A 15,384-nucleotide genomic window follows, 5' to 3' on the forward strand; every position below is an offset into this window, starting at 1 on the left:
CGATAATGACCGTGTGCGTGCGCTCGCCAGGAAATCCGTCCTGCCCCTGACGTTCATCGTCATCGTGGCAGCCGCTGTGGTGGGCTACGCCGCAGAGGACGCCGATACAGGCCTCAGCAACAGAGGCCGCAGCAGCTTCGGCAAATCCGGTGAGCCGGGCCAGGATCCCCAGGACCAGGATCCCGCCGCGACCGCACCGGCCGACGACGGAAACGCCTACACCCCGCGCAGAACGGAGCAGAACGCCCGGATCGGCGCGGTCTTCGAGAAGGACGACCGCGGCGACCATTTCTGCACCGCAAGCGTCGTCCAGAGCCCCGGCCGGAACATGCTCATCACCGCGGCACACTGCGCCTTCGACGCCGACGCCGGAACCACGGTGAACGATCTCGTCTTCGCCCCCGACTACCGCAACGGCGAAGAGCCCACCGGCCTGTGGAAGGTCAAGAAGGTGGTCGTCGACCACCGCTGGGCCAAGTCACAGGACGAGGATCTCGACGTCGCCTTCCTCATGCTCGACAAGAAGGACGGCAAGCAGATCCAGGACGTCCTGGGCGGCAACACCCTCGGCATCGACCGCGGCTACGACAACGAGGTCAAGATCACCGGCTATCCCACCAGCCGCAATATCCCGATCTCCTGCCAGAACCGCACCACGAAGTTCAGCGACACCCAGCTGCGCATCCAGTGCACCGACTTCGAGGGCGGCACCAGCGGCAGCCCCTGGCTGGCCGACTACGACCCCAAGAGCCACACCGGCACGGTCATCGGCGTCCTGGGCGGCCACGAAGGCGGTGGCGACCAGGACGATGTCTCCTATGCCGCGTACTTCGACGACGACGTCGCCGACCTGTACAAACACGCCCAGGACGTGGACTGAGCCGCGGCCCCCGGCGCCCCGGACAAGAAGAAGGGCCGTACCCCGGTGACGGGGTACGGCCCTTCAGCGTGGTGCTGTGCTGCTGCGATTACGCGGCAACGACCTCGACGCCGAGCTTCGCAACGACCTCGGCGTGCAGACGCACGGAGATCTGGTGCGCGCCCAGGGTCTTGATCGGCGAACCGAACTCGACGCGGCGCTTGTCGACGTCCGGACCACCGGCAGCCTTGATCGCCGAGGCGACGTCGGCCGGGGTGACGGAGCCGAACAGGCGGCCCGCGTCGCCGGCACGAACGGCCAGCTTCACGTTGACGCCCTCGAGCTGGCCCTTGACCTCGTTGGCCTGCTCGATCGTGGCGATCTCGCGGATCTTGCGACCGCGACGGATCTGCTCGACGTCCTTCTCGCCACCCTTGGTCCAGCGGATCGCGAAACCACGCGGGACCAGGTAGTTACGGGCGTAACCGTCCTTGACGTCAACGACGTCGCCGGCGGTGCCGAGGCCGGAGACCTCGTGGGTGAGGATGATCTTCATGTTTCGGTCACCCTTCCCTTATCGCGCGGTGGACGTGTAGGGCAGCAGCGCCATCTCACGGCTGTTCTTCACGGCCGTGGCGACGTCACGCTGGTGCTGAGTGCAGTTGCCGGTGACTCGGCGGGCACGGATCTTGCCGCGGTCGGAAATGAACTTCCGCAGCAGGTTCGTGTCCTTGTAGTCAACGTAGGAGATCTTCTCCTTGCAGAACACGCAAACCTTCTTCTTGGGCTTGCGAGCAGGCGGCTTCGCCATTGTCTCTCTCCAGTGAGTTCAAGAAGTTTGTGCTGACGCCCTCAAGGCCCCCGGCCGTTCCCACGGCGGTGTTTCACGTGAAACACCGCGGAGATATGCCGGTGTACGGACCTAGAAGGGCGGCTCGTCCGAGTAGCCGCCGCCGGAGCCGCCGCCCCAGCCACCGCCGCCGCCGCCACCCTGCTGGCCGCCGCCGGCAGGAGCACTGGTCGCCCACGGGTCGTCGGCGGGAGCACCGCCGCCGCCCTGCTGGCCGCCGCCGGAGCCGCCGCCCCAGCTGCCGCCACCCTGGCCGCCACCGCCCTGCTGACCGCCGCCGAAGCCGCCGCCGCCCTGGCCACCGCGACCACCGGTCTTGGTGATCTTGGCCGTGGCGTTCTTCAGACTCGCGCCCACTTCCTCGACGTCGAGCTCGTAGACCGTGCGCTTCACGCCCTCGCGGTCCTCGTACGACCGCTGCTTAAGGCGGCCTTGCACGACCACGCGGGTACCCCGCGTAAGGGACTCGGCGACGTTCTCCGCCGCCTGACGCCACACCGAGCAGGTCAGGAACAGGCTTTCGCCGTCCTTCCACTCATTGGTCTGACGGTCGAAGGTGCGGGGAGTGGACGCGACGCGGAACTTCGCGACCGCCGCACCGGACGGGGTGAAGCGCAGCTCGGGGTCGTCGACAAGATTGCCGACAACCGTGATGACGGTCTCGCCTGCCATTAGGGGAACCTCTCGGCGGGTGTGCTGCTGGCTGCTGGTGTTGCTGCTACTCGAACCCGGTTACCGCTGGGCGCTTGCGCGCTCAGTGGGTCTCGGGACGGAGGACCTTGGTCCGGAGGACCGACTCATTCAGGTTCATCTGACGGTCGAGCTCCTTGACGACCGCGGGCTCGGCCTGCAGGTCGATGACCGAGTAGATGCCCTCAGGCTTCTTGTTGATCTCGTACGAGAGACGACGACGGCCCCAGGTGTCGACCTTCTCAACCTTTCCGTTGCCCTCACGGACGACGGAGAGGAAGTTCTCGATCAGCGGGGAGACAGCGCGCTCCTCGAGATCGGGGTCGAGGATGACCATCACCTCGTAGTGACGCATGTAGAACCCACCTCCTTTGGACTCAGCGGCCACGGTCGTTCCGTGGCAGGAGGGTCGTATGCGTTCCGCACCCAGCCCGGCCGGAGTATCCGGACAGACATGGGCGCAGACCGTACAGAGTACCTGCCTCAGGCCTTCCGGTTGAAATCCGAGCGCCACACCCCTCAATCTGGAACACAACGGGTGTGAGCGGCGTTACAGTGCGCCGCCCTGTCATCGGAGGTGCCGCATGGCACAGGCAGTAAGGACCCAGCGCAGCCTGATCTCGCTGCTCAACAGCGACGGCCAGGCTCATCCCGTCGAGAACACTCTCGCCATCGTGACCGTAGTCCTCGGCGCGATCGCCGCCTTCGCCACTTTTTCCCCCGGTCTGCACCTGGTCAGCTCCTGGGTCGGCCTGGTCGGAATCGGCACCGGCCTCTGGGGCCAGTTCATCTCGTCGACGACAGGTGAACGCTTCCTGTTGATCATCGGGCTCGGGGCGGCGGCCTTCGGCTTCTACCTCGGCCTGGCACACGGCGGCCTCTTCGGCGGCGTCATCGGTTAGCGCAACGGATCAGGACGCGTAGGGGCCGTGCGCCTACGGCCCAGTCGGGGCGCTCCCCGGTCACAGTAGGCTTCGGCGCGAGAGCCGGAGCCCCGACAATGGGGACACACCTGCCGAGGAGCGCCCCGCATGACCCTGACCCTGAGGACCATCAGTCGAGAGCAGCATCTGGCATACATCCAGAGCCTGCCCGCGGCCAGCCACATGCAGGTCCCTGCCTGGGCGGATGTCAAGGCCGAATGGCGGTCGGAAAGCCTGGGCTGGTTCGACGCGAGCGGCGAACTGGTCGGCGCCGGCCTCGTCCTCTACCGCCAGGTGCCCAAGGTCAAGCGCTACCTCGCCTATCTCCCCGAGGGCCCGGTCATCAACTGGTTCGCGCCGAACCTTCAGGACTGGCTGCGGCCGATGCTTGCGCACCTCAAGCAGCAGGGCGCCTTCACCGTGAAGATGGGCCCGCCGGTCATCATCCGCCGCTGGGACGCCGCCGCGATCAAGGCCGGCATCCAGAACCAGGACGTCAAGCGCCTGCGCGACGTCGAGGCGACCCACATCGAGCCGCGCGCCTTCGAGGTGGCCGACCAGCTCCGCCGCATGGGCTGGCAGCAGGGCGAGGAAGGCGGCGCCGGGTTCGCCGACGTGCAGCCTCGCTATGTCTTCCAGGTGCCGCTCGCCGACCGCACCCTGGAGGAGGTCCACAAGGGCTTCAACCAGCTGTGGCGCCGCAACATCAAGAAGGCCGAGAAGGCCGGCGTCGAGGTCGTCCAGGGCGGCTACGACGATCTGGCCGAATGGCAGCGGCTGTACGAGATCACCGCGGAGCGCGACCACTTCCGGCCGCGGCCGCTCAGCTACTTCCAGCGCATGTGGAAAGCCCTCAACACCGAGGACCCCAACCGCATGCGGCTGTACTTCGCGCGGCACGACGGCGTGAACCTCTCCGCCGCGACGATGCTGGTCGTCGGCGGGCACGTCTGGTACTCCTACGGCGCCTCCGACAACATCGGCCGGGAGGTCCGCCCCTCCAACGCAATGCAGTGGCACATGCTGCAGGACGCCTACAAACTCGGCGCCTCGGTCTACGACCTCCGCGGCATCAGCGACTCCCTCGACGAGAACGACCATCTCTTCGGCCTGATCCAGTTCAAGGTCGGTACGGGTGGGCAGGCAGCGGAGTACCTCGGTGAGTGGGATTTCCCGCTCAACAAGCTGATGCAGAAGGCGTTCGACATCGCGATGTCGCTCCGCGGATAGCCTGCGCACCGCCGACAGCTCCACCGCACCATTCGTACCCTGAGACACCCAGCTACGAGAAAGGTCCCGGGCCCGGCCATGGCGCTCACTCTCTACGTCGATACCGCGCGCTGGCGGGCACACCAGCAGAGCGTGCTCCAGCAGTTCCCCGGGCTGGTCCCGGTCTGCAAAGGCAACGGTTACGGCTTCGGCCATGAGCGACTCGCCGATGAGGCGACCCGCCTCGGTTCCGACATCCTCGCCGTCGGTACGACCTACGAAGCGGCCCGTATCAAGGACTTCTTCAGCGGCGACCTGCTCGTCCTGACCCCGTTCCGGCACGGCGAGGAGCCGGTACCGCTGCCCGACCGCGCGATCCGCTCGGTCTCCTCGGTCGAAGGTGTCGGCGGTCTGGTCGGCGCCCGCGTCGTCATCGAGGTCATGAGCAGCATGAAGCGGCACGGCGTCAAGCCGGAGGACCTGCCGAAGCTTGCCGCGGCCATCGAGGACGTCCGGCTCGAAGGTTTCGCGATCCATCTGCCGCTGGACCGTGCCGACGGGTCCGACGCGGTCGACGAGGTCATCGGCTGGATGGACCGGCTGCGCGCCGCCCGGCTCCCGCTGCACACCATGTTCGTGAGCCATCTCAAGGCCCAGGAACTCGCCCGTCTCCAGCAGCAGTTCCCGCAGACCCGCTTCCGCGCGCGGATCGGCACGCTGCTGTGGCTCGGCGACCACGACGCGACCGAGTACCGCGGTTCGGTCCTCGATGTCACCCGGGTCGCGAAGGGGGAGCGCTTCGGCTACCGCCAGCAAAAGGCAGCCTCCGACGGCTACTTGGTCGTGGTCGCCGGCGGCACCTCGCACGGCGTCGGCCTGGAGTCCCCCAAGGCGCTGCACGGTGTGATGCCCCGCGCCAAGGGTGTGGCCCGAGCGGGTCTGGCGACCGTCAACCGCAACCTGGCACCGTACGTATGGGCCGGGAAGCAGCGCTGGTTCGCGGAGCCGCCGCACATGCAGGTGTCGATTTTGTTCGTACCGACGGATGCGGCCGAGCCGCAGGTCGGTGAGGAGCTGGTGGCCCACCTCCGGCACACCACCACCCAGTTCGACCGCATCGTGGACCGCTGAACCGGCCGAGCCCCAGCGCTCCGCAACGCCAAGGGCCCGGTGCCGCAGACATCCTCTGCGGCACCGGGCCCGATGCGTATCCGCCGTGGTCGGCTCACTTCCGTACGGCGCCCCAGCGCACCTTCGACGCCTCCGCGAAGTGCACCGCGTGCCGCGGCTCGTGCGTGGCCCGCCCGAGCACGAACACATCGGGCGCCCGGTCCAGGACGCCGCCCGACGGGTCATCGTCCCCGTCTCTGCGCACGACATCGCGCTCCGGCATCAGGATGTCCCGCACCACCACAGCGCACAGGTAGAGCGTGCCCAGGAGGTGCAGCGCGATGGCGAGCTGATAGCCCTCGGGCGGCAGCCCCTGGTGCTTGTCGCCATTGCTGGTGTAGGCGAGGTACATCCAGATCCCCAGGTAGTACATGACCTCGCAGCCCTGCCAGATCAGGAAGTCCCGCCAGCGTGGCCGGGCCAGGGCGGCGAGCGGGATCAGCCACAGGACGTACTGCGGCGAGTAGACCTTGTTGGTGAGGATGAACAGCGCCACGACGAGGAACGCGAGCTGCGCGAAGCGTGGCCGGCGCGGTGCGTAAAGAGTCAGCAGACCGATGACGCCGCAGCCGACGATCATCAGCAGCGTGGCGTAGGTATTGGCGTTCTCCAGGGGGTTCCCGGTGCGCTGCGAGATCAGGAGCCAGAGCGAGCCGAAGTCGATGGGACGCTCCTGGCTGAAGGTGTAGAACTTCGCCCAGCCCTCCCTGATGTGGAATCCGGTCGCATCGTGCGCGATCATCACCGGCAGGTTCACCACGAGCCAGGCTGCCACGGCGCCGGTAAGCGCTCTCCCGTACGCCCGCCAGGCTCCCGCCCGCCAGCACAGCACCAGCAGCGGCCCCAGCAACAGCACGGGATACAGCTTCGCCGCGGTCGCCAGGCCGATCAGGACGCCGGCCGTCAGCGGGCGGCTGCGCGACCACATCAGCATCCCGGCGGCGGTCAGGGCGACGGCCAGCAGGTCCCAGTTGATGGTGGCGGTGAGGGCGAAAGCAGGCGCCAGGGCGACGAGCAGGCCGTCCCACGGGCGGCGACGGTGGGTACGGGCCACGCACACCGCCATGATGGCGGCGCACGCCATCAGCATCCCGGCGTTGACCAGCCAGTAGATCTGCTCACTCGGGACACGGTCCTGGACCGATCCCGGGTGCGGGGTCATCCACGAGGCGACCTCCATGAAGAGACCTGTCAGCACCGGGTACTCGAGATACTCCATGTCGCCGGGCAGCCGCTGGAAATACGGGATCAGCCCATCGGCGAAACCCCGCCCCACATAGAGATGGGGAATGTCGGAGTAGCAGGCGTGGGTGTACTGGGTCGTGGCGCCGAAGAACCATCCACCGTTGTAGCAGGGCAGCTTCTGCACCATACCGAGCGCGAACATGCCGATGGCGACCAGCGCGATGATCCGTACCGGCGTCAGCCAGTTCGTTCCGAGCAGCGCACGCCGGCCGATCGGCCCTCCGATCAGCTCGCTCCCGGCCGCCGCCACCTCATCCCGCTTCGTCGGCCGTACGGGCTCGTCCTGTCCCACGCTCGTCATGGCCCCATCCTGCCGTACGGCCCTTGGCCGAACGCGGCGAAGCCCCCGCCCGGTCACCCGGGTCGGGGGCTTCGTGAGGCGATGTTTCACGTGAAACGGGCCTCGGGTTTCACGTGAAACATTCGACGGTCATGAGCCGGGTCCGCCGATCCAGCCGCCACCGCCTGTGGGGTCGGGGGTGGGACTCGTATCGCCGCCGGTGGTACCGCCGCCCGGCCCACCGCCGTTGCCCCCGCCGTTGCCCGTACCGCCGTTGCTGTTACAGCCGATGTCCCACTTGGAGCAGGTCTCGGTCGGGGACGGGCTCGCGGAGTCCGACGGGGAAGCGGAGTCGCTGGGGGTCGCGGACGGAGAGTCCGAGGGCGTCTCCGAGGGCGTGGGGGTAGGCGTCGGAGAGGGCATGCCCGGCTCGTCCACCCGCGTACCGATGGGCACCGCAGTCGGGAACGGCACCGAGGTGACGCCCTTCATCGCCTGCAGCATGTACTCGGTCCATACCTCGGTGGGCAGGGCACCACCATGGATCGAGTCGAAGCCACCGACACCGTTCATGGACAGCTGGCGTGGATTCTTCGCATCCTCGCGGAACATCGTGATGGCCGTCGAAAGCTGCTTGGTATAGCCGACGAACCAGGCCGACTTGTTCTCGTCGGTGGTGCCGGTCTTGCCCGCTGCCGGCATGCCAAGCCGCCTGGCTTCCTTAGCCGTACCGTTCTTGATGACGTTCTCCAGCACGCTGGTCACGTTGTCGGCGATTTGGGAAGACATCGCCTGATTCGACGTCGGCTTCTCGAATCCCGGCTGGTCCTCCCCCTTGTAGGTCAGCTCGGTCACCGAGTACGGCTCGTACTGTGACCCCGAGTTGGCGAAGGTCGCATAGGCGTCGGCCATCCGGATCGCGCTCGGCGTGGAAGTACCCAGCGCAAAGGACGGGTTGAGGTTCTTGTCGAAGCTCTCCTCCGAGATCCCCGCCCGGTGTGCCATGTCCTTGACCTTGTCCATCCCGACATCCATGGCGAGCTGGACGAACGGAGTGTTGACGGACTGCTCCATCGCCTTGACCAAGGGGATATAGCCCCAGCGATGAGCGCTCTCGTTTTCCTGGTAGAAGGGCGAGCTGTCCTGCTTCAGGACGTAGCTGCCGTCCGCCTTCTTCACCTTGAGATGGTCATTGCCGTTGTAATGGCTGGTCTGCGAGATCGGCTGGTAGTTGCTCTCGCTGGTCCCGTCTTTCATCGCCGCTGCGAGCACGAACGGCTTCCACGTCGAGCCGACCGGCACACCGTAGGTGTCGGCGTTGTTGCTGAAGTGCCCCTTGTCGTAGCCCTCGCCGCCATAGAGCGCGACGATCTTGCCATCTCCCGGCACCACTGAAGCACCGCCGAACTGGACGTACTTGTCCTTGGCGCGCTTTTCCGGATTGATGTACCGCTTGTCGACCTTCTTCACCGCGGCCGTGAGCGCCTCGGTCTTCTTCTTGTCGAAGGTCGTACGGATCGTGTAGCCGCCCTTGTCGAACTTGGCCTCACTCATATCCGCCGTCGAGTGCTTCAGCACGTACTTCTTCGCGGTGTCCATCAAGTAGCCGATCTGGCCGCCCTTGCTGGCCACCGGCTTCGGCGTATCCGGCATGGGGAACTTGCTGATCGGGTACTTGGCCCGATCCGCCTTCGTCATGTGGTGGTTGGCCACCTCACGGTCGAGAATCCACTTCCAGCGCGCCTTGGCACGCTTGGTGTTCTCTGGCTGAGTGGCCTGCGGACCGGTGCCGCCGGCAGGGTCGTAGAGGTTGGCGCCCTTGAGCACGGTCGCCAGGAGGGCGCTCTCGTCCGGTTTGAGTTTCTTTGCGTCCTTGCCGTAGTACGCCTGAGCCGCTGCCTGGATTCCGTAGGCGCCGCGACCGTAGTAGCTGGTGTTCAGATATCCCTGGAGGATCTTGTCCTTGGACATCTGCCAGCCGACCTTGATCGAGATGAACAGCTCTTTGAACTTGCGGTCAAGAGTCTGCTCCTGAGACAGCATCGCGTTCTTGACGTACTGCTGGGTGATGGTGGACCCGCCCTGGGTCTCACCGCCCCGGGCCATGTTGAACAGAGCTCGCGCGATACCCATGGGGTCGACACCCGAGTCGTCACGGAACGAAGCGTTCTCCGCGGAGATGACCGCATTAGACATGGACGGGGGAATGTCGTCTATCGTGATGTTCTGTCGGTTTGTCTCGCCATCGCGAGCCATGACCGCGCCATTGGACCAGAGGTAGACATTGTTCTGGGACTTGGCGGCGTCGCTCTCCTTGGGCACCGTCACCGTGGCCAGCGCAACGCCACACACCCCCACGACCAGGCCGACGAAGCCGACGCACACGCTGGTGACTTGCTTCCAGGACGGCACGAACCGGCGCCAGCCGCTGCGGTTGGCGCGCGGGTAATCGATGAAGCGCTTCTTGGCAGGCTTCCCGCTGCCGCGCCCGCGACCCCGGCCTCCCTCAGGGCCACTTCCGCCGCCACCGCCGCGGCGGCCTCCACCACCACGGCCACCGGAACCACCTCCGGCGGCCATCGTCTCGGTATCGGATGCCCGCCGACGGCCGCCGCGTTGCGCGGCACGCCGGGCCTCGGCACGTCCGCCGTACGGCCGCTCCTGACCATGCGGATCGGATGTGGGCGGAGGACCGGCAGCGGAGCCTCGTGAGGGCGCGGCACGACGCCCTGATGGCTGCTGCGCGGCACGTCGTGCCGCGGCACGTCCGCCACCTTGCGGCTGTGGCGGTTTGCGACGGTGCTCGCTCATGGAACGATTACTCCTCGGGCAGGCGCGCTTTCTCGTCGCCTGAAGGCGGCAGTTGTCTTCAGGTCCCCCCGATGCACGGCCCACCCCTGGGGTGCGGGCCGCACTACACCGAGGACGGGGACGCCAGATATCGGCCCACGGTTCCCGGCAGTCTGCATGCCGCACAGACTACGCACCGCCAAAACCTGCCCAGTGTTGAAATTCACTCCAAATCAGTCAGGTTGAGTAGAGCGAATCGGTGATGTGACGCCGTTCACCATCCCCCCGCTTGTTCCACCCAGGCCACCGTTCTATCGTCTGGATGTATCGAGTCGATACATCAGCACGAGATAAAGAACGCACCGGGCCAAGGAGGCGGAGGATGAGCAGACGTTCCGGCATCCTCGAGTTCGCCGTCCTCGGCCTGCTCCGCGAGTCTCCGATGCACGGCTATGAGCTGCGAAAACGGCTCAATACCTCGCTCGGGGTCTTTCGTGCGTTCAGCTATGGCACCCTCTACCCCTGCCTCAAAGCGCTGGTCGCGAGCGGCTGGCTCATCGAGGAGACGGGCGATGCCCCTGAGGGCGCGCCCGCCGCGGCACTCACAGGGCGCCGAGCGAAGATCGTCTACCGATTGACCGCAGCGGGCAAAGAGCACTTCGAGGAACTGCTCGCCCACTCCGGGCCGGATGCGTGGGAGGACGAGCACTTCGGTGTCCGCTTCGCATTCTTCGGTCAGACGTCGCGGGACGTTCGGATGCGCGTACTGGAAGGCCGACGCAGCCGGCTGGAGGAGCGCCTTGAGAAGATGCGCACCTCCCTGGCCAGGACCCGTGAGCGGCTGGACGACTACACCCTCGAACTGCAGCGTCACGGCATGGAGTCCGTGGAGCGCGAGGTCCGTTGGTTGAACGAGCTCATCGAGAGTGAGCGCACCGGGCGCGATCAGCGCGCACCGGATCCCGCAGAGCAGGACAAGAAGTCAGAAGATGCGGACGGCCTGCCCCGGCACCGGGGTGGTTCCCGGCCGGATCCGTCCGATGACACCACCACATGAGGCCCTGCGGTGCCAGGTCCTCATCGAGAACACAGGGAGCAACCGGAATGGGTTCGGTTCGCGTAGCCATCGTCGGCGTGGGCAACTGCGCCGCCTCGCTGGTACAGGGCGTCGAGTACTACAAGGACGCCGACCCGAAGAGCCGCGTGCCCGGCCTCATGCACGTGCAGTTCGGCGAATACCACGTGCGTGACATCGAGTTCGTCGCGGCCTTCGACGTCGACGCCAAGAAGGTTGGCCTCGACCTCTCGGACGCCATCGGCGCCAGCGAGAACAACACCATCAAGATCTGTGACGTGCCGAACGCCGGCGTGACGGTACAGCGCGGTCACACCCTCGACGGTCTGGGCAAGTACTACCGCCAGACCATCGAGGAGTCCACCGAGGCTCCGGTCGACATCGTCCAGATCCTCAAGGACAAGCAGGTCGACGTTCTGGTCTGCTACCTCCCTGTCGGCTCCGAGGACGCCGCGAAGTACTACGCCCAGTGCGCCATCGACGCCAAGGTCGGATTCGTCAACGCCCTCCCGGTGTTCATCGCAGGCACCAAGGAGTGGGCGGACAAGTTCACCGAGGCCGGTGTCCCGATCGTCGGTGACGACATCAAGTCGCAGGTCGGCGCCACCATCACGCACCGCGTCATGGCCAAGCTGTTCGAGGACCGGGGCGTCATCCTGGACCGCACCATGCAGCTGAACGTCGGCGGCAATATGGACTTCAAGAACATGCTCGAGCGCGAGCGCCTGGAGTCCAAGAAGATTTCCAAGACGCAGGCCGTCACCTCCCAGATCAGGGACCGCGAGCTCGGCGAGGACAACGTCCACATCGGCCCGTCGGACTACGTGGCCTGGCTGGACGACCGCAAGTGGGCCTACGTCCGCCTCGAGGGCCGCGCCTTCGGTGACGTTCCGCTGAACCTCGAGTACAAGCTCGAGGTCTGGGACTCCCCGAACTCCGCGGGTGTCATCATCGACGCCCTGCGCGCCGCGAAGATCGCGAAGGACCGGGGCATCGGTGGCCCGATCCTCTCCGCCTCCTCGTACTTCATGAAGTCGCCGCCGGTGCAGTACTTCGACGACGAGGCACGGGTGAACGTCGAGAAGTTCATCCAGGGCGAGGTCGAGCGCTAAGGCGTTCGCCACACCCTCGTTCGCAGGCCCCCGGAAATTCCACCCGGGGGCCTGCGGGCTGTGTGAGGCTGTGCGCCATGCATGCAGTGCGCGATCTCCGCGTATTACTCCGGCTACGCGACTTCCGGTCGCTCCTTGCCTCGCGCCTCCTGTCCCAGGCGGCCGACGGCGTCTTCCAGGTAGCGCTGGCCACATACGTCGTCTTCTCACCCGAGAAACAGACCTCGCCCGCGGCCATCGCCTCCGCCATGGCGATCCTGCTGCTTCCGTACTCCCTGCTCGGGCCGTTCGTCGGAGTGCTGCTCGACCGCTGGCGCCGCCGCCAGGTGCTGCTTTACGGAAATTTGCTGCGCACCCTGCTGGCCGCCGCGACGGCCTCATTGATCGTGACCCATGTGCCTGAGTGGCTCTTCTATGCCTCGGCCCTCTCCGTCCTGGCCGTGAACCGCTTTGTCCTGGCCGGCATTTCGGCCGCGCTGCCCCGTGTGGTCGATGGTGAGCAGCAGTTGGTGATGGCCAACTCCATTGCTCCTACAGCCGGAACGCTTGCCGCAACGGCGGGCGGCGGGCTCGCGTTCGCCGTCCGGCTCGCCGGCTCGCATGTGGACGCGTTCGTCGTGCTGCTCGCCTCGGCCCTCTATTTCTGTTCGGCCCTCACCGCCCTGCGCATGGCACCGGAGCTCCTCGGACCCGACCCCTCACGACTCCAACCCCACTTGCGAGAAGCCCTGTTGAGCACCGTGCGGGGTCTCGCCGAAGGTCTGCGACACCTCAGGGAGAGGCGCGCGTCCGCCCACGCCCTTACCGCGATGACCGTGGTCCGTTTCTGCTACGGAGCTTTGCTGGTCTTGATGCTGATGCTGTGCCGATACTCCTGGGCCGACACCGAATCCGAGGGCCTCGCCCTGCTCGGAATCACCGTCGTGGTGTCCGGAGTGGGCTTCTTCGCGGCGGCCCTCGTCACCCCCTGGGCGGTCGAGCGGCTCGGCCCGTTCGGCTGGATCGCCTGCTGCGCAGCCATGGGAGCCGTTCTGGTGCCGACCCTGGGGCTGCTCTTCACTCCCGGCCCGGGACTGACCGCCGCACTTCTGCTCGGCCTCAGCACCCAGGGGACCAAGATCTCCACGGATACGGTGGTGCAGTCGTCGGTCGACGACGCCTTCCGCGGCCGGATCTTCGCCATCTACGACGTGCTGTTCAACGTTGCCTTCGTCGGTGCGGCGGCGGTCGCGGCCCTCATACTGCCGCCGAGCGGAAAATCCGTCGTTCTGCTTGTCGTGGTGACCGTTCTCTACGCGATCGTCGCCGCGGCATTGGTCCGTCCCGCGTTGCGAGCAGCCAGACGTCGTCGCCACGACGAGGCCCCGCACCAGCCATAGCCGAGGCCGGGCGACTGCATCACGAACAACGGCGAAGCAAAGTGAACCGAACACCGCGCCCAGCGCATGGGGCGGTGTTTCACGTGAAACACCGCCCCATGTTTCACGTGAAACATGGCGATTCCTCGACCACACGTTTCACGTGAAACATCAGTCCTGAGTGGCCCACCACTCCTTCAGAGCGGCGACCGCCTCCTCGCGCTCCATGGGGCCGTGCTCCAGTCGCAGTTCCAGCATCTGCTTGTAGGCCTTGCCGACCTCCGGCCCCGCAGGGATCCCCAGGATCTGCATGATGTCGTTGCCGTCCAGATCCGGACGGATCGCATCCAGCTCTTCCTGCTCCTGGAGTCGCGCGATGCGCTCCTCAAGCCCGTCGTAAGCGCGCGACAGCGCATTCGCCTTGCGCTTGTTACGTGTGGTGCAGTCCGAGCGCGTCAGCTTGTGCAGCCGGTCCAGCTGCGGGCCGGCATCCCGTACGTAGCGGCGAACCGCCGAGTCCGTCCACTCACCCGTCCCGTATCCGTGGAAGCGCAGATGCAGCTCCACCAGGTGCGAGACGTCCTTGACCATGTCGTTGGAGTACTTCAGCGCGGTCATCCGCTTCTTGGTCATCTTCGCTCCCACTACCTCGTGGTGGTGGAAGGAGACCCTGCCGTCCGTCTCGAAACGCCGCGTCTTGGGCTTGCCGATGTCGTGCAGCAGAGCCGCCAGCCGCAGCACCAGGTCGGGCCCGTCCTCTTCGAGGTCGATGGCCTGCTCCAGGACGGTCAGTGAGTGCTCGTAGACGTCCTTGTGACGGTGATGCTCGTCACTTTCCAGCTGCAGCGCGGGCAGCTCGGGCAGGACCCGGTCCGCGAGCCCCGAGTCGACGAGCAGCCGCAGTCCCTTGCGCGGGTACACACCCAGAATGAGCTTGTTGAGCTCGTCCCGTACGCGCTCCGCAGAGACAATCTCGATCCGTTCCGACATCGCCTTCATCGCGGCGACAACCTCGGGGGCGACCTCGAAGTCCAGCTGTGCGGCGAAGCGGGCCGCGCGCATCATCCGCAACGGATCATCGGAGAACGACTCCTCCGGCGTCCCCGGCGTCCGCAGCACACGCGCCGCCAGGTCCTCCAGCCCACCGTGCGGATCCACGAACTCCTTCTGCGGCAGAAGCACCGCCATGGCGTTCACCGTGAAGTCCCGACGGATCAGGTCGTCCTCGATGGAGTCGCCGTAGGACACCTCAGGCTTGCGTGAGGTCCGGTCGTACGCCTCGGAGCGGTAGGTCGTGACCTCGATGTCGAACGAGCTCTTCTTGCAGCCCACCGTGCCGAAGGCGATGCCGACCTCCCATACCGCGTCCGCCCACGGCCGGACGATCTTCAGGACGTCCTCGGGACGGGCATCGGTGGTGAAGTCCAGATCGTTGCCGAGCCGGCCGAGCAGCGCATCCCGCACCGAACCGCCGACCAGGGCAAGCGTGAACCCGGCCTCCTGGAATCGGCGAGCCAGGTCGTCCGCAACGGGGGACACCCGCAGCAGCTCGCTCACGGCACGGCGCTGGACATGGTTCAGCGCGTTCGTCGACTGCGGCGTCCGCTCGGTCGGCGGGGTGGGGAGGTCATTGTTGGCGTTCGGCACAACAGAACAGAGTACGTGGCCGCGCTATAAGAAGCGTCACGTTAATAAAGGGGACGCGGTGGCCAGGCGCCGTACCGGCGATCATGTGGAGCAGTCCCCGGCACTACGACACAGCGGGCCTCGTTACCATTCGTGGACGCACATTCCGACGACCACTGACGACGACGAGGGACGGG

At 66.4% G+C, this 15,384-nt stretch carries 14 protein-coding genes; 7 read left to right on the forward strand and 7 right to left on the reverse strand.

The annotated features are described in order from the left end of the window. Positions 1–13 precede the first annotated feature (13 nt). Positions 14–880, forward strand: coding sequence for a trypsin-like serine peptidase (locus ACZ4S3_RS13495; RefSeq protein ID WP_467931869.1), 867 nt, complete (start codon positions 14–16; stop codon positions 878–880). Positions 881–968: 88 nt separating this feature from the next. On the opposite strand, the gene rplI is transcribed toward ACZ4S3_RS13495, so the two are convergent. The 4 genes from rplI to rpsF form a co-directional block, all read right to left on the reverse strand. Next, positions 969–1,415, reverse strand: coding sequence for a 50S ribosomal protein L9 (gene rplI / locus ACZ4S3_RS13500; RefSeq protein ID WP_392376581.1), 447 nt, complete (start codon positions 1,413–1,415; stop codon positions 969–971). Between the two features lie 18 nt (positions 1,416–1,433). Beyond that, entirely contained in the window at positions 1,434–1,670 is a 237-nt protein-coding gene (rpsR, locus tag ACZ4S3_RS13505) for a 30S ribosomal protein S18 (RefSeq protein ID WP_003978893.1), read from the reverse strand. A gap of 111 nt (positions 1,671–1,781) precedes the next feature. After that, the gene (locus tag ACZ4S3_RS13510) at positions 1,782–2,381 is read right to left on the reverse strand and encodes a single-stranded DNA-binding protein (protein ID WP_467931870.1); all 600 of its coding nucleotides are present in this window, start codon (positions 2,379–2,381) and stop codon (positions 1,782–1,784) included. Positions 2,382–2,463: 82 nt separating this feature from the next. Continuing rightward, on the reverse strand, positions 2,464–2,754 hold the full coding sequence (rpsF, locus tag ACZ4S3_RS13515) for a 30S ribosomal protein S6 (RefSeq protein WP_003978891.1): 291 nt from the start codon (positions 2,752–2,754) through the stop codon (positions 2,464–2,466). A gap of 229 nt (positions 2,755–2,983) precedes the next feature. Between rpsF and ACZ4S3_RS13520 the strand changes: the two genes are divergently transcribed. The 3 genes from ACZ4S3_RS13520 to ACZ4S3_RS13530 all read left to right on the forward strand — a co-directional run bounded on the left by ACZ4S3_RS13520 (position 2,984) and on the right by ACZ4S3_RS13530 (position 5,662). Continuing rightward, on the forward strand, positions 2,984–3,301 hold the full coding sequence (locus tag ACZ4S3_RS13520; protein WP_467931871.1) for a hypothetical protein: 318 nt from the start codon (positions 2,984–2,986) through the stop codon (positions 3,299–3,301). 129 nt (positions 3,302–3,430) lie between these two features. Then, positions 3,431–4,552 (forward strand): lipid II:glycine glycyltransferase FemX, encoded by a 1,122-nt coding sequence (locus ACZ4S3_RS13525; protein WP_467931872.1) that lies wholly within the window; start codon positions 3,431–3,433, stop codon positions 4,550–4,552. Positions 4,553–4,630: 78 nt separating this feature from the next. Further along, on the forward strand, positions 4,631–5,662 hold the full coding sequence (locus ACZ4S3_RS13530; protein ID WP_467931873.1) for an alanine racemase: 1,032 nt from the start codon (positions 4,631–4,633) through the stop codon (positions 5,660–5,662). Between the two features lie 94 nt (positions 5,663–5,756). Here the strand turns inward: ACZ4S3_RS13530 and ACZ4S3_RS13535 are convergent, their stop codons facing one another. After that, the gene (locus ACZ4S3_RS13535; RefSeq protein WP_467931874.1) at positions 5,757–7,247 is read right to left on the reverse strand and encodes a glycosyltransferase family 87 protein; all 1,491 of its coding nucleotides are present in this window, start codon (positions 7,245–7,247) and stop codon (positions 5,757–5,759) included. A gap of 129 nt (positions 7,248–7,376) precedes the next feature. Further along, the gene (locus ACZ4S3_RS13540; RefSeq protein ID WP_467931875.1) at positions 7,377–10,037 is read right to left on the reverse strand and encodes a transglycosylase domain-containing protein; all 2,661 of its coding nucleotides are present in this window, start codon (positions 10,035–10,037) and stop codon (positions 7,377–7,379) included. A gap of 361 nt (positions 10,038–10,398) precedes the next feature. Between ACZ4S3_RS13540 and ACZ4S3_RS13545 the strand changes: the two genes are divergently transcribed. The 3 genes from ACZ4S3_RS13545 (at position 10,399) to ACZ4S3_RS13555 (ending at position 13,582) form a co-directional block, all read left to right on the forward strand. After that, the gene (locus ACZ4S3_RS13545) at positions 10,399–11,073 is read left to right on the forward strand and encodes a PadR family transcriptional regulator (protein WP_467931876.1); all 675 of its coding nucleotides are present in this window, start codon (positions 10,399–10,401) and stop codon (positions 11,071–11,073) included. A gap of 47 nt (positions 11,074–11,120) precedes the next feature. Next, the gene (locus tag ACZ4S3_RS13550; protein ID WP_467931877.1) at positions 11,121–12,203 is read left to right on the forward strand and encodes an inositol-3-phosphate synthase; all 1,083 of its coding nucleotides are present in this window, start codon (positions 11,121–11,123) and stop codon (positions 12,201–12,203) included. Between the two features lie 77 nt (positions 12,204–12,280). After that, positions 12,281–13,582, forward strand: a complete 1,302-nt coding sequence (locus ACZ4S3_RS13555; protein WP_467931878.1) for an MFS transporter — start codon at positions 12,281–12,283, stop codon at positions 13,580–13,582. 150 nt (positions 13,583–13,732) lie between these two features. Here the strand turns inward: ACZ4S3_RS13555 and ACZ4S3_RS13560 are convergent, their stop codons facing one another. Continuing rightward, positions 13,733–15,208, reverse strand: coding sequence for a CCA tRNA nucleotidyltransferase (locus tag ACZ4S3_RS13560; RefSeq protein ID WP_467931879.1), 1,476 nt, complete (start codon positions 15,206–15,208; stop codon positions 13,733–13,735). Positions 15,209–15,384: the final 176 nt, after the last annotated feature.

Source organism: Streptomyces sp. NPDC028368, from assembly GCF_055565615.1.

Excerpts from the sequence above, each read along its gene's own strand:
- ACZ4S3_RS13530 (WP_467931873.1), top strand. The coding sequence starts at position 4,631 with ATGGCGCTCACTCTCTACGTCGATACCGCGCGCTGGCGGGCACACCAG.
- ACZ4S3_RS13535 (WP_467931874.1), bottom strand. The coding sequence starts at position 7,247 with ATGACGAGCGTGGGACAGGACGAGCCCGTACGGCCGACGAAGCGGGAT.
- rplI (WP_392376581.1), bottom strand. The coding sequence starts at position 1,415 with ATGAAGATCATCCTCACCCACGAGGTCTCCGGCCTCGGCACCGCCGGC.
- ACZ4S3_RS13555 (WP_467931878.1), top strand. The coding sequence starts at position 12,281 with ATGCATGCAGTGCGCGATCTCCGCGTATTACTCCGGCTACGCGACTTC.
- ACZ4S3_RS13540 (WP_467931875.1), bottom strand. The coding sequence starts at position 10,037 with ATGAGCGAGCACCGTCGCAAACCGCCACAGCCGCAAGGTGGCGGACGT.
- ACZ4S3_RS13545 (WP_467931876.1), top strand. The coding sequence starts at position 10,399 with ATGAGCAGACGTTCCGGCATCCTCGAGTTCGCCGTCCTCGGCCTGCTC.
- ACZ4S3_RS13510 (WP_467931870.1), bottom strand. The coding sequence starts at position 2,381 with ATGGCAGGCGAGACCGTCATCACGGTTGTCGGCAATCTTGTCGACGAC.
- ACZ4S3_RS13550 (WP_467931877.1), top strand. The coding sequence starts at position 11,121 with ATGGGTTCGGTTCGCGTAGCCATCGTCGGCGTGGGCAACTGCGCCGCC.
- ACZ4S3_RS13520 (WP_467931871.1), top strand. The coding sequence starts at position 2,984 with ATGGCACAGGCAGTAAGGACCCAGCGCAGCCTGATCTCGCTGCTCAAC.
- rpsR (WP_003978893.1), bottom strand. The coding sequence starts at position 1,670 with ATGGCGAAGCCGCCTGCTCGCAAGCCCAAGAAGAAGGTTTGCGTGTTC.
- rpsF (WP_003978891.1), bottom strand. The coding sequence starts at position 2,754 with ATGCGTCACTACGAGGTGATGGTCATCCTCGACCCCGATCTCGAGGAG.
- ACZ4S3_RS13525 (WP_467931872.1), top strand. The coding sequence starts at position 3,431 with ATGACCCTGACCCTGAGGACCATCAGTCGAGAGCAGCATCTGGCATAC.